We start from the raw sequence: 23481 nt of genomic DNA on the forward strand, positions 1-23481 counted from the left end.
CTCGGTTTTTAATTCGATTTTAGCAAGTTTTAGCTAAAATTAGGCAAATTTTAAAAGGGGATAAAATGATAAGCTACAAAGACGCCGGAGTGGATATAGACGCCGGAAACAGCTTTGTTGAGAAGATCAAACCATACGTAAAATCAACTTTTACTCCGCTAGTCTTAGGCGGTATCGGGTCATTTTCAGGTGCTATAAAGCTGCCAAGCGGGTATAAAAATCCAGCCATTTTAGGTGCGACCGATGGAGTTGGAACCAAACTTCGCCTAGCCATAGACGCAAACAAATTTAATACAGTCGGGCAAGATCTCGTGGCAATGTGTGTAAACGATCTTATCTGCAACTTCGCTACTCCGCTTTTTTTCCTCGATTATTACGCGACGGCAAAGCTTGATATAGAGAGTGCGGCAACAGTAGTTAAAGGTATCGCCGAGGGCTGCAAATTGGCTCAGTGCGCGCTAATAGGCGGCGAGACTGCCGAGATGCCATCTATGTATGAGGGCAAGGACTTCGATCTAGCGGGCTTTGCGGTAGGAATGGCCGAGATAGATGAGATAGATAGAAGTAAATTTGTGTGCGAAGGAGATGTCCTTATAGCGCTTCCAAGTAGTGGGCTTCACTCTAACGGATTTTCTTTGGCGCGCAGAGTTGTTAGTGAGCTCGGACTAAAATTTGACGATAAGATTGAAGGCAGAGCGCTTATAGATGTATTGCTTGAGCCGACTAGAATTTATGTAAGCGATTTTTTACGTTTAAAAGACAAGATAAACGCACTGGCTCATATCACTGGCGGCGGACTGGTTGAAAATCTACCTAGAGTTTTTCCTGAAGGACTTGGCGCAAAGATAGAAAAATCAGCGATCAAAACACCTGAAATTTTTAAAATCATCGCTCAAAAGGTAAATGAAGAGGAGATGATGAGAACCTTTAATATGGGCGTAGGAATGGTGCTTGTGGTTAGCAAAGAAAATGCTAGCAGCGTACTGGCAGACTCAAACGGCTACATAATTGGAAAGGTTGTTAAAGGCAAGGGAGTGGAGTTAGTATAAAAGGTTTGCAAAAAAGAGTTTAAATTTGCTCTAAAATTCCAAGCCCGCAAAGCTCTTTTAGTGAAATTTCAAGCTCTTTTTTCATCGCTTTTTTATCAAATTCATATTCGTTTTGTAAATTTTCAAGTAGCTCAGACGCGCTAAATTTCTTTAAATTTCTTAAAAAATCATACATAAAATTTGAAATTTCTCTATATACGGCTTGATTGGTTTTTAGATCATAATACGCAAACAAATAGCTTTTTTCTCTTTTATCAAACTCTTTTAAGTGCACTTTGTAATTTAAAATTTTTACTTTAGCGTTTTTTGAGATTTTGTATCTGTTTTGCCAGTTAAATTTATCAAATTTCAGAGCCGAAAAATCTTGCATAAAAAGCTCTACTTCGCTAAATTCAAGCCACAAAAGATCACTTGCGAAAGGAAATTCTTTAAGCCTATTTTGCTCTTTTATAAATTTTCTAAAATCCTTTGGCAGCTGCCAAATAAGCGTAGTTTTAGCATAACCGCAAGCTATAAATTCACTAACTTCTTCTTTGAATTTATCCTCGCCTATCACTGAAAGCAATATCGGATTTGCATTAGCAAGAACTTCGTAAAATCTATTAAATATAAGCTCAGTATATAACTTCGTGCCTTTTGAGGAGGCTTTAGCTTGACCCGTTATCTCTTTAAAAATTTGCTTTAGCTCTTGTGGGTGCTCATGCGCTTTTCCAAATTTCACGCATTTTTTCATACTCTGCTACAAGCTCGGCAAGAGGAGGGATTTCATTATCGCGCTCTATCATGCAAGGGGCTTTTTGTTTTTTAAGTGTGTAGGTTAGTAGCTGCCAAACCTCATCGCAAACATCGCCGCCGTGCGTATCCACAAGCATTTTATACTCACGATCATCCATATGCCCTGCCACGTGGATATAGCCAAGCCTTGAAAGATCAAGATCATCTATGAATTTATACGGATCAAATTTGTGATTTACGGAATTCACATAGACGTTATTTACGTCTAGCAGCAGCTTAGCTCCACTTTTTTTCATCAACAAATTCGTAAATTCAGTCTCGCTTATTTCACATTCAAGAGTGTAATAATAAGTAACGTTTTCTAAGATTAATTCGCGTTTTAGCTCATTTTGCACATACTCAACTCGCTCGCAAAGCAAATTTAGCATCTCACGAGTGAGAGGAAGCGGCAAAAGCTCGTGCGTATGATGAGCATTAAGCGTAGAAAAACTTATATGATCTGAGTAAAATTTGATGTCATATCTATCCAAAAAAGCTTTTAAATTTTTTAGATATTTTTTACTTGGTTTTATGTCAGAGCCGATAGATAGCGTTACGCTGTGGGCTACAAGAAGGTTGTCGTGGGCTATTTGTTCAAAATTTGCCCGATGAGCGTGCGGGATAAAAAACCAATTTTCAGGAGTTACCTCCCAAAAATCAGGCTTAAATCCACTTTTTATAATATCACTTAGATGCTCACGTCTAAGTCCGAGTCCGCATTTTGTGATATTTTGCATTTTTAATTATTTTTTAGATGCGCCACATCCGCTTTGTGCGGCTTTGTTGTCTTTTGAAGCTCCGCAAGCGCTTTGTGCAGCTTTTTTTATCAGTTGCTCCGCATTTTGCCGTTCCGCAGTTTGCACTAGCTGCAAATACGCTTGTAGCGCCTGTTAAAGCTACTCCAAGAAGTGCGCCTACTACTTTTTAGACTTTTTCATAACAATTCCTTTTTGGTAATTTATTTTGAGAAAGTGATATTATAGTAACTTTTTTAATGCAGATTAAACACGATATTATTTTTTGAATTTTATTTTCGCTATCCACTCTTCAAGCGTTTTTTCAAACCCTATGCCCTTGCTTTCATAAAATTTAAGCGGTTTTGCCAGATACTTTTGCTCGATCCAACCGCCAAAACTATGTGGATAAAGATAGTCTTTAGCTTCAGGAGCGGTGTTTATAAGGTATGGAGGAATTTTTAAAGGAGCCTCAGTTTTTACGTATTTTAAGGCCGAATTTATCGCCTTGTAGCTTGAATTTGACTTTGGCGAGCAGGCTAGATAGATGGCACACTGACTTAGGATTATCCTAGCCTCAGGATAGCCGATTTTACTAACAGCTAGTAGTGTGTTAGTGGCTAAATTTAGTGCGTTTGGGTTAGCGTTACCCACATCTTCACTTGCAAATATCGCCATCCTTCTAGCGATAAAGTCAGCGCTCTCGCCCGCATCAATAAGCCTTGCAAGGTAGTATATAGAGGCGTTTTCGTCACTTCCTCGCATGCTTTTTATAAACGCACTTGCCAAGTGGTAGTGCGTATCATCCTCGCTAACTCCTTCACTAACTGCGTTAGCCCGAAGTATCTTTAAATTTTCAAGCGTTATATTAGGGCTTAAATTTAGTGCAAATTCAAGCAAATTTAAAAGCCCGCGCGCGTCGCCACCGCTACTTTTAAACAGATACTCACGCGCCTCATCATCAATCTCAAACTCAACTTCAGCTCTAACGCGGCTAAGCAACTTCTCAAAATCAGTCCTTTTAAGCGGAGCAAATTCAAACAGCATCGAGCGGCTTCTAATACCAGAACTTAGAGTAAAGTATGGATTTTCCGTGCTTGCTCCGATGATTATGGCATTATAATTTTCCATCGGAACCAAAAGCGCTTCTTGCTGAGTCTTGCTTAGACGGTGAATCTCATCAATAAAAAAAAGCGGCTTATTTAGCGCGTTTTCATGGTTTTTTAAAATTTTACGAAACTCTTCGATCTTTAAATTTCCACCGTCAAATTCGTAAAAATCATAACTCATCGCTCCAGCGACAGCCCTAGCAAAGCTCGTCTTGCCACAGCCCGCAGGTCCGTAAAATATACTGTGCGGGATTTTTTCATTTTCAATAAATTTTTTAAAAACTTCCACTATCTCGGTCTGTCCGCAAATTTCATCAAGAGTTTTTGGGCGAAATTTTAAAGCAAACATGGCTTTCCTTAGATATTTTTGTAAATTATACAAAAAGTTAAATTTCCAGACAAATTTTAAGAATTTCAAAAAAAAAAAAAACGATAAAATAAATCAAATATCTTAAAATTAAAGGAGTGTTTATGACAACTCAAGAGATCTCGAACAAGATTTCTCAAGGCATCGGTGACGCGTTTGAGTCAGTGCAAGCCAGTCGCGATGAATACTATTCTAAAAATCAAGTGCCAAGCAAATATGAGGTAGGTAATATCATATCAAAATACAGCAACATAAATGCCGGTATATCAGGTGCTACGGGCTTGGTGCCTGGTCCCTTGGGTATGGCGGCGGCGATCCCTGAGATCATCAGTGTGATTAGAAATCAAATGGCTATGATAACTGATATCGCAAGAGCTAATGGCAAAAAAGCTAGCAATGAGCTTATGCTTGAAATTTTATTTGGCGCAGTAGGCAATATGGCTTCTGGCTTTGTGGCGGTTCATGCTCAAAAAGTAATCGTAAAGCGTGCCAGCCTTAAAGTTCTGCAAAGTGTAATCAAAACACTTGGAGGCAGAGTGACACAGCAGGTGCTAAAGTCAATGGCTGCAAAGTGGATACCTCTGGCAGGCGCGGCTGCTATGGCTGCTTGGTCTAAATACTCAACCAGCAAAATCGGTAAAAAGGCACAGGAAATTTTTGAAAAAGAAATCATTTATGAGTGTGATGAGGTCGCTACAAATGAAGATATACAAATGCTTGGAGTGGCTAAGGCTGAGTTTGAAAACGCCAAAAACGAGATTGATAGTGCTATAAACGATATCAAAAATGGCGATAAGATACTAAAAGAGAAGATTAAAATTTTAATAAGCCTAATGAGGATAGATGGCAAAATAGAGGATGAAGAGCAAGAATACATCGCAAATTTTATAACCAAATCAAATTTTGCAAGCAGCGACGAAATGGAGCTGATAGGATATCTTGGAAATAACGAAAAAATGGATATAAACTACGCTTTGTTTAAGACTGATCCACAGGAAGCCTTGGCGTTGATTATTGATTTGATAGCACTCTCTAGTGTTGATGAGAAAATCCACATAACCGAAAAGATGTTTATCAAAAATATCGCAAAAATGATAAATTTTAATGAAAATGATGCATTGGAGCTAATAGAGCAAACAAAGCAAAATATCTAAATTTAGGCTCTTTTTGAGCCTAAATTTTACTAATCTTCTCTATCTCTTCTCTGCTCATTCTAAATTTTAGCCAACCGTTCTGCCTTTTAGCCCCTAAGCTCTCGTAAAATTTAATACTTGGCTCATTCCAGTCAAGGCACTCCCACTCAAGCCGTCCAAATCCCTCGTCTTCGCAAATTTCGGCAAGGGTTTTGATAAATTTCATACCGATCCCTTGTCCTCTAAACTTCTTTTTTACGTATAAGTCTTCAAGATAGATGCCGGCTCTGCCTAAAAAAGTAGAAAATGAGTGAAAAAATATAGCGTAGCCAACTATCTCGCCACCTCCACTAACGGCAACTAACGCGCTAGCAAGCTCTTTTTCAAAAATATGAGATATAAAAACACTCTCGTCTATTTTAACTTCGCTTTCAAGCTTCTCATATAAAGCAAGCTCATTTATCATTTCTATTATAGCCTTTGCATCGTTTTTAGTAGCTTTTCTTATCGTCATGTTATTCCGATCTAAAATTTTTAAAACATTATAACAAAAGCGACTTTATAATAGAGGTTGTATTTAGTAAATAGCAAGAAAAGAGGCGACGTTTATCGCCTCTAAAATTAAGTTAAAATTTCTTTTCAAAGTCGACGTAGAAATTTCTACCTTTGCCTACTAAGGTAGTTTCGGTATTTCTTCTCGGATGAATATATTGTTTATCAAATATATTATTTATACCAAAACTCAAGCTAAAGCCACGACCAAAAATCTTGTTTTCAAAATTGGTCGGAGTCCATTTACCCTTTAAATTTACTATTGTAAAGCTCTTGTCTACGTAATAATACTTCTTACCCCTAGACACAAAACTTTTTGTGTCCCTTGACGGCTTTAACCAATGGGACATGTTTGCACCCAATGTCAAATTCCAAGGCGTATACGTATATTGTCCACCAAGTAAAATTTTATCCGCATAAACATTAACTCTCTTTTTAGTCTGTTTATCATAAACCTTTATATGATCATATGCCATATTAAAAGCAAAGTTATTTATATTATATCTAGCCTCAATTTCATATCCATTGCGTTTAGCACTATCGACATTCTCATATCTTGCATACATTGGACTCGCAGGAGGTGTGCCCATTTCAGGATGCTCTTTTAAATTAATCATATTATTAATAGAACCATTAAAATAAGTTGCTTTAAAATATAACCTATCATTTCCGATTAAATTCTCTTTATCTATAGAAAATCCAAGCTCATACTCTTTTGCTATCTCAGGCCTTAAACCGTTATTTGGCAAATAGTAATAATGTATATTTAAAGGACCTTGTGCTGATGTTTCGTTTGGAGTAGGTCCTCTGAATGTCTCAGCATATCCGGCAAGCAAATTTATACCATCAAACACTTCATAGGCAAGTCCTATTTTTGGTGAAAATCTTTTATCAGAATAAGCTTCTCTTCCTGATAATTTTACACCTCTTTTGAAGTAATCATATCTACCTCCAAGAGTAAATTCAAGATTTCCTATATTAATAATATCTTGAATATACAATCCATAGTCTTTGTAAAAATTCGGAAAAGAACCAAAATCCGATAATACCCCGTTTGCTCTATATACTGCATCCTCCTTGCGATGCTCATGATCCAAACCAATAACTAATCTATGCTCCAAAAATCCTGTATTAAACATACTTTCATTTTTGACTCCCACTCCCCATCGTCTATCTTCGTTTTTATAATTTACTACACGAGTAGAATTAGTCATTACTCTATGATATTTAGCATAAGAATTAAAATATTGTGCTGAAAAATTTATCCAAGGATTATTTATCGGAGAATATCTATACACTACATTATAATCGCGTTGCTTTAATACTCCAGATACAGTATCAACATTATGCCATAAAGATTGCCAGCCTGTAACTAAATTTTCATGATAATTAAATACACTAAAATCTAGTTCATGCTCATCCGTAATATCCCACTCAATCTTTCCAAATAGTGTATTGATACGCTCATCATCAAGAGCGTAAGTCTCTCCATTTCCTTTATCGGCAAATTTTGTATTCCCAAAATCGGCATGTTTGCCATAAAGTAAAAATCCTAAATTTTCCACAGGCTTAAACGCAAGTGCCCCACGGTTTGAGTTCATATGATTGCTCTCTTGACGATGCCCGATCATCAAGCCGTAATTTTTATCTCCTATGATAAAGTCATCTACGCTCTTTGTTTGCATACTAATGATACCCCCTATAGCTCCACTACCATGAAGTACCGAAGATGCTCCTTTTACGACTTCAGCCCTTTTTAGCAAGTCGTTATCAACACGAAAAGATGAGATAAGATTAGAAAACATAGTTGGAGAACGCCTAATATTATCCTGTTCTATAATAACTCTATTATTACTTCTATCATCAAATCCTCTAATATTATAAGATTGGGCTATTTGCCTGCCAAGATCATCGCCTAGTTGAATTCCTGAAATTTGACCCAAATTTTCAATGATTGAAGGAGATTTTGATAAATTATCTTGTGTTAATATACTAACCTGTCCAGCATACTTCGCCACATCGGTTTCGCTTCTGTTTGCAGTAACTGAAACCATATCCAGCTGCGCAGTTGCTGCAGTAGAGTTTGCATCCATACGCTTTGCGCTAGACTTTGTATCTGCGCCTTGAAGCATTGAAATAGAAGCGCCAAAAAGCACAATGGCGGCCATCTTGCTAAATTTATGCATTTGATTTCCTTTTTTAGATATATAAATTAATAATCGGTATTATATTAAATTTGAATATTAGCAGTTCTTTTCTTAGATATAAGTTAAATTTTAAGTGTTTATAAATATTATTTTAATGACAGTAAAATGATAGTTTATTTTATATTTTAAATTTACAAAATTTTCGCCTTAGCGCTTAGGCTTTGTATCTTAAACTCATATATGCTGGTCGCTTTTAGCCCGTGCATCGCCGCCGTTTCAAATGCACTCATATATTCAGGCGTATATTTTTCGCAAAGTAGCCGTAAAGCTTTGATTTTCTTAGTATCCTCAGCGACAAGATAAGCCTTAGTCTCAGCTATCGCGCTTTTGTATTCGGTAGTAAAAACCCTGCTTCCAAGCCTAGCTCCATCATCCTTCATCGCCTCAAATTCAGCATCGGTATGCTTTGGGACTTTATTACACCATCTTAACATCTTTGCCGTCTTTAAAAAGCCTAGCTTTAGAGCCCGCAACCGCGCCGTGTATATAGACACTCATGCCCTCTCTTGCGATCGAGATAGGTATAGAAAATACTCTGCCATCATCATCCACACAGCTTATAACGGCATATTCGCATTTATCGATTATCTCAAGTGCGGCTAGTTCGTCTAAATTTCTATCTTTTCTTCTCATTTTTTTCCTAAAATATAAATTTAAAGGAGATTTTACCCCCCCCCATGCTTAAATTTCAATTTTATAATTATTCAAATCCCAATCAATCGCACTAACGCCTTTACTAACAAGATAGGCGTTGCATTTTGAAAAGTGACGCGAGCCAAAGTACGCTCCACGCGCTAACGGACTTGGATGAGCCGCCGTTAGCACAAGGTGTTTGTTCGTATCAATTAGCGGAATTTTAGCCTTCGCAGGATTTCCCCAAAGCATAAAAACGACGTTTTCTTTATGAGCGTTTACAGCTCTTATGGCAGCGTCCGTAAACTCCTGCCAGCCAAAATTTGCATGCGAATTTGCCTGTCCCGCCGCAACTGTGAGAGTGGCATTCAGTAGCAGCACGCCTTGCTTTGCCCAGTATGTAAGATCGCCCGAATTTGGCTCGCTGATCCCAAGATCATCATAAATTTCTTTATAGATATTAACCAAACTTGGCGGAACTCTAACTCCGTTTGGCACGCTAAAACTAAGCCCCATGGCTTGATTTTCGCCGTGATACGGGTCTTGCCCAAGGATTACCACCTTAACCTTATCAAACGGCGTTAGGTTAAAAGCGTTAAAGATAAGCGAATTTGGCGGATAGACTCTGCCGACTTGCAAAGCATTGATCAAATTTTCTTTTATACGCGCAAAATAGGGGCTTAAAAACTCTTGCTTGAGCGCTTCTTTCCAGCCTTGCTCGATCTGAACTTTGTTGATATCTATCTGCATATTTACCTCTTTAAATTCTTCATACACTCAAGAGTGAAGCGAAAATTTTCGTCCGCACTAACGGCGCGTTTGCTAACACAGTTTATGTTAGAGCCCTCTTTCGTCCATAAAAACGGCATAAAAGCAAAAACTTCATCAAGGCTTATCTTTACGACTTCCTCTTGCCAATTTTCAAAGAAAAATCCTTCGTAAAATTTCGCCAAATCACCGTTAAAAGCAAAGTCTAAAAACTCAGAATACCCCAGTTAAGGCCTTGCCACTCTAAGCTATCTTGCGCAAGATAGTAAATTTTACCCGCGTCTTTGCCAAGCCCACCTGCATTTATCGCGAAATTTCCGCCCAACACATCATCGGCTATAAGCAAATAAGGAGCGTTTAGCGCACTAAAATTTTCTTGCACCGCTTGGTTAAACGACACTATCCCGCACTTCATCTTTTCACAGCCCGAGCCAAATATCCTCATCCAGCCGTGATTTATAACAACTCCGCCGCTACCGTAGACAAGCGCACCCATCGGCGAACGAGTAGTTACTTGCAAGGCTAAGAGCTCATTTTCGGCTCTTTTTTCATCACGCGGCAAAAATTCATAACTGTTTTAGCATCCTTTGACCACTCTTTAATGAGCTTCATGCCAGGCTCATCTAAATTCACAAGTTCTTTTAGTGTTTTCATCTCTTTGCGCCTATAAATTTCTCAAAATCATAACTAAATTAAGCTAAAATTTCTAAACCAAAATTTAGAATTTGGCATAAGCTTAAGATCACAAAGGAAACTTATGTCCGAGCAAATTTTTAATAAGATTAACACTCTTCTAAGCCAAAATGATGCGAAATTTAAGGTTATAGACCACGAGCCGGCTAACACTTCAGAAGCCGTTGCCAAAGCTCGCGGCACGATAATGGGACAGGGTGCTAAGGCCCTTGTTTGCGTGATAAAAGGTATAGATCCTAAAAATTTAGCCGCGAGTCAAAACGAAAAACCAGATCAAACCTCATCAAACAGCCTTCTTAAAAGCTCCAAACACTACGTTTTAGCCGTGCTTCCTGCTGATTACAAAGCAAATTTAGAGGCTATCACGCACGAATTTCACGGCACTAAAACCTCTTTGGCAAGTCCTGCAGAGGCTAGTGAGCTAACAGACTGCGTTATCGGCTCTGTTCCACCGTTTAGTTTTCATGATAGACTCGAGCTCATCGTCGATAGCAAGCTTTTTGAGAGATTTGAGGAGATCGCTTTTAACGCCGGTTTGCTTGATCGCTCCATCGTCTTAAACGCCAAAGACTACGAGCGAATAGTAAAGCCAAGGCTCATAAATTTCGCGACCGCTTAGAAAATTTAGCTACCAAAGGAGTTAAGATGTATCAATTTAGCTTTTATAACCCTGTTAGAATAGAATTTGGCGAAGGCAAAGAGCAAAATATCGGCGCTTATATGAGAGAATTTGGCGCTAAAAAGGCGCTTTTGCTCTACGGAAGCGAGCGCATAAAGCGCACGGGGCTATTTGACGTAGTGGCAAAAAGCCTTAAGCAAGAGGGGATAGAATTTGCCGCACTTGGCGGAGTTAAGAGCAACCCCGTGCTAAGCAAAGTAAACGAAGCCATCAAGCTCGCAAGAGAATTTGGCGCAGACAGTGTGTTAGCTGTTGGAGGCGGCTCGGTGCTGGATTCGGCTAAGGCTATCGCGGCTGGAGCTTGTTACGATGGTGATGTGTGGGACTTTTTCACAGGCAAAACTCCAAAAGCTGCCCTTAAAATCTTTGACATCATGACATTGGCTGCGACTGCAAGCGAGATGAACAACGGCGCGATCGTGACAAAAGAAGAGACCAAACAAAAATACGCCATAAGCGGCGAGGTGCTTTTCCCAAAGGTTTCAGTCATCAACCCAAGGCTTCAAGCAACCGTCACAAGCGAGTATCTGGCCTACTCCGCAAGCGATGTGATCGCGCACTCCATCGAGGGGTATTTCACCGCTAGCATCCATCCGCAGATCATAAATTTGCAAGTTGAAGCTAACATCAAAACGATAATAAGAACGACAGAAATTTTGCTTGAAGATCCAAGCGATTACGACGCGAGAGCCGAGTTTGCCTGGGCTGCGACAATGGCACTAAATCACATGACTCGCGCAGGAACAAAAGGTATAAGCTTTCCAAATCACATGATAGAGCATGCCATGAGCGCGGTAACTGATTGTGCGCACGGAGCAGGGCTTTCGGTGGTGATGCCTGCTTGGATGAAGTGGTATAAGGATAAAAATTTGGCGCAGTTTGAGCGGTTTGGACGAGAAATCTTTGACGTAAATTCGGCAGACGAGGGCATAAGAGCGCTTAAAGCTTGGTTTGATAAGATAGGCACGCCAACTAGCCTTAAACAGCTAAACATAGATAAAAGCGCGCTAGAAGAGATCCTTGATGTCGCCGCGCAAAATGCCGTAGCTTGGAGAATGGATAAAATTTACACTAGAAAAACGATAGAGGAAATTTTAAATTTGGCAAACTAACACTAACTAACAAGCCGTGTTAGCGCAAAACAGGAGCAAAAATGATAAAGAAAGTAGAGCCTGCAAAGGCATATAGGCTCGTAAATACCGGTCCAACCTGCCTGATAAGCGCCAAATTTGATGGCATAGAAAACGCGATGAGTGCGTCTTGGGTTTGCGCGCTGGATTATGACAAGATAAGTGTGGTGGTTGATTCTGGCGCATTTACTCGCTCACTTATAGAAAAAAGCGGATATTTTGCCGTTAGTATTCCGTGTGTAAGACAAGCAAATTTAGTTATGAAGCTGGGCTTAATCTCAAGACATCAAAATGCCGCTAAAATGCAAGATGTAAAGCTCTTTTATCAAGATAAATTTGACGTGCCGTTAGTTGATGGTTGCCTCGCTTGGTTAGTATGTAAAGTGCTAACAAACAAAACTAACCAGAGCGAATTTGATCTGTTTATGGGCGAAGTTGTGGGTGCGTGGGCTGACGGGCAAGTGTTTGAGGATGGCAGATGGAAATTTGACGAGTGCGAGGAGGAGTTAAGAAGCCTTCACTACGTAGCGGGCGGGGAATTTTATACGCTTGGCAAAAGGATAAACGTAAAGATTTAATCACTCCATAAACTCATCGAAAAAGTCCTTATCAACTTCGCAAATTTCGATATTTTGCCTGACCTCAACGCCCACCTTATACTTTATCATCAATTCAGCAAGTCGCTCGCCGTCAATGAGAGCTATAGAGTGATCCTGCAAGTTTTTCGCATAATGCTCGGCATCTTTAGTAAATTTTGAAGTAGTGATGAAAACGCCCTTTTTCGTCTGCTTATCTAAAATAGCTCCTGCAAATTTATTAAGCTCAGGGCGAGTGATGCTTCCTTGCCAGCGCTTGGCCTGAATATAAATTTTAGAAATTCCAAGCTCGTCTTCGTTTATTATCCCATCTATACCGCCATCGGCTCCATCTTTTGTGAGTGTGCCTTCGCCGTAACCCATCTTAACCAAAAGATTTTTTACCAAGTCTTCAAAGAATTTGGGACTTTTAGCGTTTATCTCATCTAAAATTTGAGCCCTTAGAAGTTCTTTAAGAGCGATATCGGCACTATTTATAGCTTCTATCGGAGTTATATCTTTTGAATTTTGTTCGTTTGTGGATAACGGCTTATTATGTTTACTACTTTTGGTTTTGTTATAAACCTCGTCATACCAAGAGCTAAATTTAGCCTCAGAGTTCTTATCGGAGCAAATTTTTACACCAAATTCTGTTATCTTAAAAGTTCCTCGTCCTATCTTACTGGCAGGTCTTTTATTTTTTGGCAAATTCATAACCTCTTGTATAGAGGCAAGATAGCTTAACGCCCAACTAGCCCTGCTTACGTATAAAAGCACTTTGCCGCTTGGTATTTTAAGCTCCTTTTCATCATCGCTAAGTTTAAAATATTTCGCCACGAATTCATAAATTTCTTTTCTATCCGCTTCGCTTTTAGCGCTAAGAAATCTAAGTATCGGCAGCATCATCTCTTTATGACTTGGCACCATATAAATTCTCCTTTACGTTATAAACCACTCCTGAGCGGGGCTTTTATCCTCAAATGGCTTTGTAATGATAGTTCTTTCGCCGACTTTAGCGCTATACTCGCGCTCTTTATCCGCTCTTGTATAAGCAAGAGCTAAACGCACGGCAAATTTAAGATCCTCCTCATCGGCATCTAAATTTATAAGACTAACCGCGCCCACAACGCTATCGTCAAACTCTATTTGAGCAAATTTTGGATTTTCAAGTGCGAGCAGCTTTTCATTATCGCTTTCATCACGCCCGATAACCATCTTTGAGCCGTTTTTAAGCCTCAAATGCCGCCCTATCCTAAGAAGCTGCATATCTTTTAAGCTCATATCTTTATCAAATTTTAAAAAGTCTTTTATCTTGTTTGCAAAGCCTTCAACCGTGAGCAAGCACCCACCCGCAGGGCTTTCAAAATCCACAAAACCAAATTTCTTAGCAAGCGCTATCTGAGGCTTTCTATCTCTTCCGCTAAGTCCAAGCAGGCGCTCTCTATCCACCCAGCCTTCGCGCTCAGGCTTGGTTGGTTTCATAAGAAGTGCCGACATCGGACGCAAGATAAGATCGTCTTCATCTTTAGCTAAAGTCTTTACATGCACCATAGCATCGCGCCTTTGGCTCATCGGGCGCTGCCCAAGAACCTCGCCCGTAGCGATAAAGCTCGCGCCCTCATCCTCCATCATACTAAGAGCCGTCTTAAACATATACGCGTGACAATCGATACAGGGGTTAAAATGCTTGCCGTACCCAAATTTCGGGTTAAAAAGCACATTTTGCAAATATTCGCTTCTGATATCGACTATCTTTAACTCCGCTCCCGCCATCGCCGCACGTTTTTTAAGCACCTCAAATTTACTCTCGCCCGCGCCAAATCCTATATCAATATGAATAGCAAGCACATCTACGCCTTGCTCCTTTAAAAGCCTGATAGCAAGCATACTATCAAGCCCACCGCTAAATAAAACTAACGCTTTCACTTTTTAAATTTTTCCTCCAAATCTTCTAATACTTTTCTTATTTTTTTTAAAGTGATCTCTTTCTTTTCATAAGGTATATTTGAAGCCAAACAATTAGCCCGCATATCTTTGTAATAATCAATTTTAAGCCTATAAATAGCTTTTAGTACTGTCGCTTCATCTTGTAAAACATCAACATTAAATAGCAAAATTTCGCGTAAAATAGACTCATCCTCATCCGATCTTCGCAATACCGCATCAAATATATCACCGTATCTCAAAAAATACTCTCGTCTTACTAAATCTAAAACCATATCGCTTAAATTATGATTTTCTAAAATTGTCTTAATAAGCTGAATTTCTACGCTTGAACAAAGCGGAATTTTCATGCCGTTTGCTTGATATGCAGTTTGATATTCCTGCTGAGAAACGAAATCTTGAGAGTTAAAATTTTGTCTTGTAACGCCACTTAAACGAAAGGAATTTATATCTATCTTAAGCAAATTTGCCACAAGCGGCGCATAAGAATTTGCGATTATCGGCTTTAAACTCATCGTAAATTCACGTACCTCTTCAAGAGCCTTTTGCTTTTGTATCGGGCGGGTTAGGTCAAATTTAGCTATCAAATTTCTTATATAAAACTCGCCTATCTCAACTCCGCTTTCAAACATATCGCCAAGCTCTTTTATCTTGCCTGCCACGACCATATCGGCAGGATCGGCTCCGCCTTCAAGGATAACGACACTTCCGTCTATCTCGTTTTGCGCAAGCAAGTGAGCGGATTTAACAGCCGCGTTTATGCCCGCACTATCACCGTCAAAGCAAAGCACCACGCTTAGCTCGCCTCGTTTTAAAAGCGGCAAGTGCTTTTGCGTAAGAGCCGTTCCAAGCACTGCTACGGCGTTGGTAAATCCCGCATGATGAAGCATAATCACGTCAAGATAGCCCTCGGTGATGATGATTTGATTTTTGGCGTGGATATCGCGTTTTGCCAAGTGATAGCCGTAAAAAAGCGTTGATTTATCAAAAATTTCACTCTGAGGCGAATTTACGTATTTGGCCTGATGTCCCGAAAGTGTGCGTCCTCCAAAGCCAACAAGCTTGCCCGTGTGTGTATAGATCGGAAAGGTGATACGCTGAATGAAACTTGCGTAAATTCCGCTTTCATTTTGCTTGACGATGCCTGATTCAAGCGCTTCGTTTGGCAAAATTTGCTCGTTTTCAAGCAGTCTTATCGTCTGAATGCTATCAGGCGCAAAACCAAGTTCAAATTTCTCACAAAGCGCATCCGTAACACCCCGCGAGTATAGATACTCTATCGCCGCAGGAGTCTTATAAAGCAAACTGCGATAGTAGGCGTTTGCTTTTTCAAGGACATGTTTGTTTTCTTTCACATTTTCACGCTCGTTTTTTACGTAATTAAGCGTGAAATTTGAAAGCATTGCGATCTTTTCGATAGCTTCCGGATATGTAAGCTTTTCGTAATCCATCACGAATTTTATGACGTCTCCGCCCGCCTTGCATGAAAAGCAGTGAAATATCCCGCGGCTTGGACTCACGCTCATGCTCGGGTTTTTATCGTCGTGAAACGGACATACGCAGACGTAGTTTGAGCCTGATTTCTTAAGCGGGATATAGTGCCCTACGATGTCGATTATATCGGCTTGTTCTTTGAGTTTTTCAATGGATTTTGGGTCTATCATAAGCGAGATTATACAATCACTTTGCTATAATGGGCTTAAAATTTAGCGTTGGAATTTACATTGGATATATTTTTTATAGAGTTTAGAGATCCGATTTTCGGGCTTGTCGTGTTTGTTTCGCTTGTCCTTATGATAGCCGTCTTAAGCTACATCTGGGGTGTTTTTAGAAACAAAGACGAAAAGCAGGAGCTGGAGAAATTTTTAAAGAAATTTGACAAAACCGAAGGGCTTAGCAGCGAGCATAAAGATATGCTTGTCAAATTTGACGTAGATAGCGCCTCTCTTTGTTTTCTAGCAAACACGTTTGCAAAGAGCGGTTACTTCGAAAAGGCGATAAACATCTACTCGATCGCACTTAGCAAAGCAAAGAGCAAAAGCGAAAAAGAGCCTATTTTTACGGATTTGGGGCAGGTCTTTTTCAAAGCGGGTTTTTTGCAAAAGGCTAGAGATATATTTTTAGAAGCGTTAAAGCTATCTCCGCGCAACCAAACCGCACTTAAATTCCTAACAGTCGTTTATGAAAAACTAAAAGAGTATGATGAAGCGCTAAACGCTCTTGATGCGCTTGAAGAGCTTGGGCTTGACGTCAAATCCCAAAAAGCCTATATCGATATCATGAAAATTTTGATAGATAAGCAGATGAGTCTGGAAGAAAAAACCGATAAAATTTTAAAGCTTAAAGACAAATTTACTCTTGCCAATCGCATGGCGCTTGAAAACTGGCTGCAAAAAGGAGCGGATATCGTAAATTTCCCTGATTTTCCGCCATTAAAAGACGTTTTTGATATCATCTACAGACAAGAGCGGGCGGTAAATTTAAGCGATGAAGAGTATAAATCGCTATTTTACGCTAAAAATTTAAGCGACGAGCCGGCAAAAGAGCTTGGATTTGAGCTTGAAGTGATGACGAATTTAAAAAAAGCGGGCTTTAACAAAGCCGATCTTAGCTTTAATTACATCTGTAAAAATTGCAAAAACTCATTTCCACTTCATTTTTACCGCTGTCCGATCTGTCACGAGCTAGGAAGCGCTCAAATTTTGCCTCATATCACGGAAAAATCCAATGAAAACAGTATGCCTTTTTAGCGACGGCTCATGCCTTAATAACCCGGGCGCAGGCGGTTGGGCATATATCCTAGAATACGGCAAATACACAAAAGAAGCAAGCGGAGCCGAAGCCATGACAACCAACAATCAAATGGAGCTTAGGGCTGTTATCGAAGGGCTAAAAGCTCTAAAAGAGCCTTGCGTCGTTAAGCTTTACACCGATAGCTCATACGTGGCAAACGCGATAAACGAGTGGCTTGAGGGCTGGGTAAAAAAGGCATTTAAAAATGTAAAAAACGTCCCGATGTGGCAGGAGTTTTTAGAAATTTCAAAACCTCACGACATCCGCGCCACATGGGTTAAGGCTCACAACGGACATCCGCAAAATGAGCGTTGTGACACGCTAGCAAGACAGGCGGCAACTAAGATAAAAGATGAAGGCAACCTATAAAAATGCAAAATTTAAAAGCACTCGAAGAAAAGCTGGGATACAAATTTAAAGAGATAAATAACCTAAAAAACGCGCTTACGCACAAAAGCTGTAAAAAAGGCAAAAACAACGAACGGCTTGAATTTTTAGGCGATGCAGTGATGGATCTGGTGATAGCTGATTACTTATTTCGCAAATTTAAAAACACTGACGAAGGCGATATGAGCAAGCTTCGCGCCGCACTTGTCAATGAAAAAAGCTTTGCAAATTTGGCAAGCTATCTGAATTTAGGCGAGCATATATTTATATCCGCAGCCGAAGAAAACAACGGCGGACGCGAGAAAATTTCTATACTATCAGACGCTTTTGAGGCGGTTATGGGCGCTATTTACATAGAAAGCGGCTTTGAGGAGGTTAATAGCGTAGCCATAAGGCTCTTTGAGATATGCTATCCTGATATCGATCTTAAAAATTTGACCAAGGATTATAAAACGACTTTGCAAGAAATCACTCAAGCCAAGCTTGGCGTAACACCCGAATACAAGCTCGTGCGCTCATTTGGCCCCGATCACAAGAAGGAGTTTGAGATCGCGCTTTTGCTAAAAGATGTCGAAGTCTCGCGAGCGATCGGCAAAAGCAAAAAAGAAGCCCAGCAGCTTGCGGCAAAAACTGCGATAGAAAAGATCAAGGAAAACTCATGAATTCATTCGGACGAAAGCTTATCTTAACAACCTTCGGAGAGAGTCACGGAGTGGCTATCGGCGGGGTTCTTGACGGATTTCCTGCGGGAGTTAGGATAGACGAGGAGTTCTTGCAAAGCGAACTTGACAAGCGCAAACCTGGTCAATCAAAATTTGCTACCGCAAGGCGCGAGGGCGATAATATAGAGATACTAAGCGGAGTTTTTGAAGGCGTTAGCACCGGCACGCCGATAGGATTTGTGATCTACAACGAAAATCAAAAATCAAAAGATTATGAGAATTTGCGTGAAATTTTTCGTCCGGGACATGCTGATTATACATACTTTAAAAAATACGCAACTCGCGACCACAGAGGCGGCGGACGAAGCTCTGCAAGAGAAACTACCGTGCGAGTGGCGGGTGGGGCGTTTGCTCAAATTTTATTAAATGAATTTAGTGTGAAAGTAGAGAGCGGCGTAAGCGGAGTAGGAACCGTAAAAGCGCAAAAATTTGACTTTGAAGCAGCAGGGAATTCTGAAATTTTCGCACTTGACAAAGAAAATTTGATGATGGATGAGATTTTAAAAGCTAAGCAAGCTCACGACAGCGTGGGGGCTAGTGTCGTAACGAGAATTTTAAACACTCCTGCCGGACTTGGCGAAGGGTTATATGACAAGCTTGATGCAAGACTTGCCGCTGCGATGATGGGTATAAACGGAGTAAAAGCCGTAGAAATCGGTGAGGGCGTAAAAGCAAGCGCAATGCTAGGAAGCGAGAATAACGACTGCATGAATGAAGCGGGCTTTCTCTCAAATCACGCAGGCGGAATACTTGGAGGCATGAGTACGGGGGCTGAAATTTTAATAACTACGCATTTTAAGCCGACTCCTTCGATATTTCTGGCTCAACAAACACAAAATATCCACGGCGAAAATGCGATCTGCGAGCTTCGTGGCAGACACGATCCGTGTATCGGTATCCGTGGAAGTGTCGTTGCAACTGCGATGGCAAGGCTTGTGATAGCTGATTTTATGCTTTTAAATTTGAGTGCAAATTTAGAGAATTTAAAGAAATTATACGGCTAGTTTTGAGTTGATTTGACTTTATTATCCAAAGCAACTCTTAAATGACTATTATTGACTACTAAGCTTAAGCATAGCCACCATATATAAACATCAGCACAAGAAGAGACAAAACTATTGTCGTTAAGTAAGCCATGAACTATGTTATTTCTGTGATTGAAGCCAGCAGGGTTGGTTAATAAAATTTTAAAAATCTCTATTAAATTTTTAGGGATAACATTGCAAAGCTCATTATTTTCTAGTAACGCATTAATACTTTTCTCTGTTTCAATACCATCGTCTATAATTGTGGTTTTTATATTTTCTTGTTTTAGAAGAACTCTTATTAAATTTTCTAATTGAGGTATTAAAATATGACTAGAAACTATAAATTCTCTTTCAAAACCATAAAATAATCCTTGAGACCATAATAAAATTCTATCCTTTGGAACGATTGATGAATTTGCACATATGTCATAGATAAATCGCTTGGAAATTCTATGCTCTTCTAGTAATTTATCAAAAGCTGGAAAAATAGCTCCGTCTACAGAAACAGTAATTCCTATACCATAATACTTACAAATTTCAGCATTAAGGCATTCATATTCTTTAGATGCTTTTGCAATACTTCTCCCGTCGTCCGCAATAAATATAGAATTAAAAATACTATGTAGCGGGAATTTCCTAATAGAATCTTGGGCTAGTTTTTTGTTTACATCATACGACTGATATGGGGTAACTCTTGTAAAAGCCAAAATTGCCTCATTTAAATCTTTATTAGCCACTAAATCAATGCTTTGTTTTTGATATTCGCTTATATCTATAGGTTCTGTTTGAATAAGTTGCAGTTCATCTCTTACGCTAGAATTGCAAATAGCAATTTCTTCATAAATTTTATCTATTCTATTACCTACATTAATTTTAGCCCTATCTTTCTTAGGTATTGTCCGAAGTTCTTCTAATGCATTTTCTAAACAAATTTTTTTAATGATACCTCCATTAGCATCTCTTGCTTCAAAACAAAAAAGATCGGATTTATCCAATGTAAGCTGTATTAATTTATCATCTGCATTTTTTATTTTCTTGCACCACTTTTTAGCTTCATCATAATACATAACTGACAATAAAAAATCTTTCGACTCTCTATATTTCGTAGCAAAGTTTTCTAATTTTTCAAAAATTTTTTCAGCATCATCACTATCTATTTTTAAAAGAGATAGTAAGTCTGCGATATCGGCACAGCATCTTTTATCATCAACCGTGCAGTTATAAAATTTATCCAAAAGTTTTATCTTTAATTCATCAAGATATCGCTTTTGTTTCGTATTTAAAGATAAGTTAATCGCTCTTTTATAGCAATTTAACTCAAATGGATGAAATCTAAAAGGCAATTTTATATAAGACTCTATCGCCAGAAGTAAAAATTTGACATCTCTTTTTACAAACCAAAGAACATCTGCTATCCTGGCTTTTAATCTGCAGTCATTTATATGATCTAAAATATCTGAAAAAGTTTTTAAATCATCATCGCTAAAATCGTCTACTATAGCAGATCTTGATTTTTCAAACAAATAAAATGGAGTAAATGGCTCATTCCAACTATCTGGTTGTAAACATAAAGAGGTAATGCTACTAAGCAAAGATAAAATTTTAGCCTTTTCTTGATTGCCGTTTTTTAGCTCCAAATCCGCAACTTCTTTAAATTTAAAACAATAATCATCAAATTCACTAACATCGTATAAAATCTTATCTATACCAAGTGAATTAAAAATTTCTATATTCATAAACAACAACCAACAGAGACCTGAAAAGTCTCTGTATTACTGACACCCCTCACACTCGATAGAGCGATCGGCTACATTATTTACTTTGTTGCTATCAGGGCTTTCGGAGCGTAGATAATATGTTGATTTAAGTCCAAGCTCCCAAGCAAGCGTATAAATTTCGTTCAGATAGCCGCCGCTTGCCTTATCAAGGCTCATGAATATATTTAGGCTTTGTCCTTGATCTATCCACTTTTGGCGGATAGCGCCGGCTTTTACCAAGACTCTTTGATCAAGCTCATATGCAGGCGTGTAAAACTGCCACGTATCAGGGCTCAGATCAGGCACGACAGTCGGTATCATACCGCTTAAATTTTGTTCAAACCACTTGCGTTTATACACAGGCTCAATCGTCTGCGTGGTGCCCACAAGGATAGATATCGAGCTAGTCGGCGCAATAGCCATTAGATAGCCGTTTCGCATGCCGTCGGTTTTAACCTTCTGCCTCAACCAATCCCAATCGCAAACATCCTCATCAAACAGCCCTCCGCGATTTACGAGAGCTTTTGCGTTTTCGTTTGCTACATCTATCGGGAAGATTCCCTTGCTCCATTTTGAGCCTTCAAAAGTCGGGTATTTACCCTTTTCAACGGCTAAATTTGAGCTTGAGTAGATAGCCTGATAGCTCATATTTTCCATTATGCTATCTATCAAGGCTAGGTGGTCGTAGCTACCCCATTTGATGCCTTTAAGCGCGAGCATTTGCGCTTCGCCCATCACGCCAAGTCCGATCGAGCGAGAGGATAAATTCGTATGTTTTACTTTTTTGTGCGGATAGAAATTTAGATCGATTACGTTATCAAGCATCCTAACGGCGATCGGCACTACTCGCTTGATGTCCTCTTTGGAATTTATCTTGCTTAAATTTATGCTTGCCAGGTTACAAACCGCTGTTTTGCCCTCTACGTTTTCTTTCTCAACTATGAAAATTTGCTTTTTGTCAAGGCTGTCAAGCGCACTTAGCTTCTTAGCCTTTTTCGTTATGCCGCTATCAATAGTAACGTCATCTTCCTCATCAAACACCATCTCTTCGCCATTATCAAAAGTTATTTTGATCTTGTAATAATTCGGCTCGGTATTTTGGAAAATTTCGGTGCATAAATTTGAGCTTCTTATAAGTCCGTCGTGATCGTTTGGATTGGCTCTGTTTGCATTATCCTTAAAGCACAAAAACGGCATGCCCGTCTCAAAGTAACTGGTTAGAATTTTTTTCCAAAGCTCTTTGGCCAAGATAGTGTTTTTCTGAATACTCTCGTCATTTTCATATTCCACATAACGCTTTTCAAATTCTTCGCCATACAGGTCGCACAGATCGCTAACTTGCGCAGGGTCAAATAGCGTCCAGCGATCATTTGACTTAAGTCGCTTCATAAAGAGATCATTTATCCACAGCGATGGGAATAGCTCGTGCGCCCTGCGTCTTTCTTCGCCCGAATTTTTACGCAGGTCAAGGAAGTCGCTTACATCCATATGCCAAGGCTCGACATATACGGCTATAGCGCCCTTTCTCGTGCCAAGCTGATCGACCGCTACGGCTATGTCGTTAGTTACTTTTAAGAATGGTATAATTCCACCTGCGGCGTTTTTATGTCCGTCGATACTGCCGCCCATAGCGCGTACCTTGCACCAATCCCAGCCGATACCGCCTCCAAATTTGCTTAAAAGCGCCATCTCTTTGTAACTATCAAAAATCCCTTCGATATTATCAGGCGTGCTTCCGATATAGCAGCTACTTAGCTGGTGGCGAGTTGTGCGGGCGTTTGAAAGAGTAGGAGTTGCAAGCATGACTTCAAATTTGCTGATAAGGTCGTAAAATTTCTTAGCCCAACCCTGAGAATCAAGCTCATTTTGCGCTAAAAACATCGCAATAGCCATAAACATCTGCTGCGGAAGCTCGATAGGCATACCCTTGCTATCCTTAATCAAATAGCGATCATAAAGCGTCTTTATACCAAGATAGGCAAACTGCAAGTCGCGCTCAGGCTTAATGTAATCGTTTAGATCGTCCAAATCGTATTTTTCTTTAAGTCCGGGGATAATGCGCCCTGCTTTCTCGCCCTTTTCAAAGTATTCGCGCAGATGATTGTAGCCGTTATAACCCGTAACCTTATGATAAAGATCGTACAAAAACAAGCGCGCCGCGACAAAAGTCCAGTTAGGGCGGTCTATATCTATCTTATCCACGGCGGTCTTGATGAGTGTTTGCTGGATCTCTTCGGTCGTTATCATGTCACGAAACTGAATCTTAGCATCGACCTCAAGCTCGCTTAAATTTACGTTTTCTAGCCCTTCAACCGCGGCACCTGTGTATTTTTTGATCTTACTTATATCAAGCTCTTCAGCTCTTCCGTTACGTTTTATGACTTTCACTTACTTCCTTATCTTTTTGTTCTGTTTGTTATTAAATTTAAGTTATCCATTCGCAAGCG

General features: G+C 39.6%; 21 protein-coding genes and 2 pseudogenes. 9 read left to right on the forward strand and 14 right to left on the reverse strand.

Annotation, left to right across the window (positions count from 1 at the left end):
- Nucleotides 1–65: 65 nt before the first annotated feature.
- Nucleotides 66–1049 carry a phosphoribosylformylglycinamidine cyclo-ligase gene (purM, locus tag CDOM16189_RS08795; RefSeq protein WP_169975400.1) on the forward strand — a complete coding sequence of 328 codons (984 nt, stop codon included), beginning with the start codon at nt 66–68 and terminating at the stop codon, nt 1047–1049.
- A 19-nt stretch (nt 1050–1068) separates the two neighbouring features.
- On the opposite strand, the gene CDOM16189_RS08800 is transcribed toward purM, so the two are convergent.
- The 3 genes from CDOM16189_RS08800 to CDOM16189_RS08810 all read right to left on the reverse strand — a co-directional run bounded on the left by CDOM16189_RS08800 (nt 1069) and on the right by CDOM16189_RS08810 (nt 4015).
- The gene (locus tag CDOM16189_RS08800) at nt 1069–1782 is read right to left on the reverse strand and encodes an HvfC/BufC family peptide modification chaperone (RefSeq protein WP_169975398.1); all 714 of its coding nucleotides are present in this window, start codon (nt 1780–1782) and stop codon (nt 1069–1071) included.
- Nucleotides 1748–2560 carry an MbnB/TglH/ChrH family RiPP precursor modification enzyme gene (locus CDOM16189_RS08805; protein WP_169975396.1) on the reverse strand — a complete coding sequence of 271 codons (813 nt, stop codon included), beginning with the start codon at nt 2558–2560 and terminating at the stop codon, nt 1748–1750. Before CDOM16189_RS08805 ends, CDOM16189_RS08800 begins: the two co-directional genes overlap by 35 nt.
- Before the next feature lie 276 nt (nt 2561–2836).
- On the reverse strand, nt 2837–4015 hold the full coding sequence (locus tag CDOM16189_RS08810) for a replication-associated recombination protein A (RefSeq protein ID WP_169975394.1): 1179 nt from the start codon (nt 4013–4015) through the stop codon (nt 2837–2839).
- 122 nt (nt 4016–4137) lie between these two features.
- On the opposite strand from CDOM16189_RS08810, the gene CDOM16189_RS08815 reads away from it, so the two are divergent.
- Nucleotides 4138–5187, forward strand: a complete 1050-nt coding sequence (locus CDOM16189_RS08815) for a tellurite resistance TerB family protein (protein ID WP_169975392.1) — start codon at nt 4138–4140, stop codon at nt 5185–5187.
- A gap of 19 nt (nt 5188–5206) precedes the next feature.
- Here the strand turns inward: CDOM16189_RS08815 and CDOM16189_RS08820 are convergent, their stop codons facing one another.
- The 6 genes and pseudogenes from CDOM16189_RS08820 to CDOM16189_RS09935 all read right to left on the reverse strand — a co-directional run bounded on the left by CDOM16189_RS08820 (nt 5207) and on the right by CDOM16189_RS09935 (nt 9980).
- Nucleotides 5207–5680 carry a GNAT family N-acetyltransferase gene (locus tag CDOM16189_RS08820; RefSeq protein ID WP_169975390.1) on the reverse strand — a complete coding sequence of 158 codons (474 nt, stop codon included), beginning with the start codon at nt 5678–5680 and terminating at the stop codon, nt 5207–5209.
- A gap of 112 nt (nt 5681–5792) precedes the next feature.
- Nucleotides 5793–7904, reverse strand: coding sequence for a TonB-dependent receptor domain-containing protein (locus CDOM16189_RS08825; protein ID WP_169975389.1), 2112 nt, complete (start codon nt 7902–7904; stop codon nt 5793–5795).
- Nucleotides 7905–8056: 152 nt separating this feature from the next.
- A pseudogene (locus tag CDOM16189_RS08830) lies at nt 8057–8558 on the reverse strand (pyridoxamine 5'-phosphate oxidase family protein).
- 48 nt (nt 8559–8606) lie between these two features.
- The gene (gene ung, locus CDOM16189_RS08835) at nt 8607–9308 is read right to left on the reverse strand and encodes a uracil-DNA glycosylase (protein ID WP_170000977.1); all 702 of its coding nucleotides are present in this window, start codon (nt 9306–9308) and stop codon (nt 8607–8609) included.
- 2 nt (nt 9309–9310) lie between these two features.
- Nucleotides 9311–9888: pseudogene (locus CDOM16189_RS10095) on the reverse strand (DUF2625 family protein).
- On the reverse strand, nt 9849–9980 hold the full coding sequence (locus tag CDOM16189_RS09935) for a DUF2625 domain-containing protein (protein ID WP_249321676.1): 132 nt from the start codon (nt 9978–9980) through the stop codon (nt 9849–9851). Before CDOM16189_RS09935 ends, CDOM16189_RS10095 begins: the two are co-directional and overlap by 40 nt.
- A gap of 103 nt (nt 9981–10083) precedes the next feature.
- Between CDOM16189_RS09935 and CDOM16189_RS08845 the strand changes: the two genes are divergently transcribed.
- The 3 genes from CDOM16189_RS08845 to CDOM16189_RS08855 are packed head-to-tail and all read left to right on the forward strand — an operon-like array spanning nt 10084 to nt 12406.
- Complete coding sequence (locus CDOM16189_RS08845) at nt 10084–10638, forward strand: YbaK/EbsC family protein (RefSeq protein ID WP_170000978.1); 555 nt, start codon at nt 10084–10086, stop codon at nt 10636–10638.
- 26 nt (nt 10639–10664) lie between these two features.
- The gene (locus tag CDOM16189_RS08850) at nt 10665–11810 is read left to right on the forward strand and encodes an iron-containing alcohol dehydrogenase (RefSeq protein ID WP_170000979.1); all 1146 of its coding nucleotides are present in this window, start codon (nt 10665–10667) and stop codon (nt 11808–11810) included.
- Nucleotides 11811–11851: 41 nt separating this feature from the next.
- On the forward strand, nt 11852–12406 hold the full coding sequence (locus tag CDOM16189_RS08855) for a flavin reductase family protein (RefSeq protein ID WP_169975380.1): 555 nt from the start codon (nt 11852–11854) through the stop codon (nt 12404–12406).
- Here the strand turns inward: CDOM16189_RS08855 and CDOM16189_RS08860 are convergent, their stop codons facing one another.
- The 3 genes from CDOM16189_RS08860 to dnaG are packed head-to-tail and all read right to left on the reverse strand — an operon-like array spanning nt 12407 to nt 16011.
- The gene (locus CDOM16189_RS08860; protein ID WP_169975378.1) at nt 12407–13330 is read right to left on the reverse strand and encodes a restriction endonuclease; all 924 of its coding nucleotides are present in this window, start codon (nt 13328–13330) and stop codon (nt 12407–12409) included.
- A 12-nt stretch (nt 13331–13342) separates the two neighbouring features.
- Nucleotides 13343–14329, reverse strand: a complete 987-nt coding sequence (locus tag CDOM16189_RS08865; protein ID WP_169975376.1) for an argininosuccinate synthase domain-containing protein — start codon at nt 14327–14329, stop codon at nt 13343–13345.
- Nucleotides 14326–16011, reverse strand: coding sequence for a DNA primase (dnaG, locus tag CDOM16189_RS08870; RefSeq protein WP_170000980.1), 1686 nt, complete (start codon nt 16009–16011; stop codon nt 14326–14328). The genes CDOM16189_RS08865 and dnaG overlap by 4 nt, the downstream gene beginning before the upstream one ends.
- A 60-nt stretch (nt 16012–16071) precedes the next feature.
- On the opposite strand from dnaG, the gene CDOM16189_RS08875 reads away from it, so the two are divergent.
- From CDOM16189_RS08875 to aroC, 4 genes are read left to right on the forward strand one after another with little or no spacing between them, the layout of a single operon-like run.
- On the forward strand, nt 16072–17097 hold the full coding sequence (locus CDOM16189_RS08875; RefSeq protein WP_249321679.1) for a CDC27 family protein: 1026 nt from the start codon (nt 16072–16074) through the stop codon (nt 17095–17097).
- Nucleotides 17075–17509 (forward strand): ribonuclease HI, encoded by a 435-nt coding sequence (gene rnhA / locus CDOM16189_RS08880; RefSeq protein ID WP_170000981.1) that lies wholly within the window; start codon nt 17075–17077, stop codon nt 17507–17509. The genes CDOM16189_RS08875 and rnhA overlap by 23 nt, the downstream gene beginning before the upstream one ends.
- 2 nt (nt 17510–17511) lie before the next feature.
- The gene (gene rnc, locus CDOM16189_RS08885) at nt 17512–18189 is read left to right on the forward strand and encodes a ribonuclease III (RefSeq protein ID WP_170000982.1); all 678 of its coding nucleotides are present in this window, start codon (nt 17512–17514) and stop codon (nt 18187–18189) included.
- Complete coding sequence (aroC, locus tag CDOM16189_RS08890) at nt 18186–19253, forward strand: chorismate synthase (protein ID WP_170000983.1); 1068 nt, start codon at nt 18186–18188, stop codon at nt 19251–19253. The genes rnc and aroC overlap by 4 nt, the downstream gene beginning before the upstream one ends.
- Here the strand turns inward: aroC and CDOM16189_RS08895 are convergent.
- Together CDOM16189_RS08895 and CDOM16189_RS08900 are read right to left on the reverse strand one after the other, a co-directional pair.
- Nucleotides 19250–21013, reverse strand: coding sequence for a DUF7380 domain-containing protein (locus CDOM16189_RS08895; RefSeq protein ID WP_170000984.1), 1764 nt, complete (start codon nt 21011–21013; stop codon nt 19250–19252). The genes aroC and CDOM16189_RS08895 overlap by 4 nt on opposite strands.
- Nucleotides 21014–21049: 36 nt before the next feature.
- Nucleotides 21050–23422 (reverse strand): ribonucleoside-diphosphate reductase subunit alpha, encoded by a 2373-nt coding sequence (locus CDOM16189_RS08900; protein ID WP_169975367.1) that lies wholly within the window; start codon nt 23420–23422, stop codon nt 21050–21052.
- Nucleotides 23423–23481: the final 59 nt, after the last annotated feature.

Origin of the sequence: Campylobacter sp. RM16189, from assembly GCF_012978815.1 — a bacterium.
Lineage (GTDB): Bacteria > Campylobacterota > Campylobacteria > Campylobacterales > Campylobacteraceae > Campylobacter_A.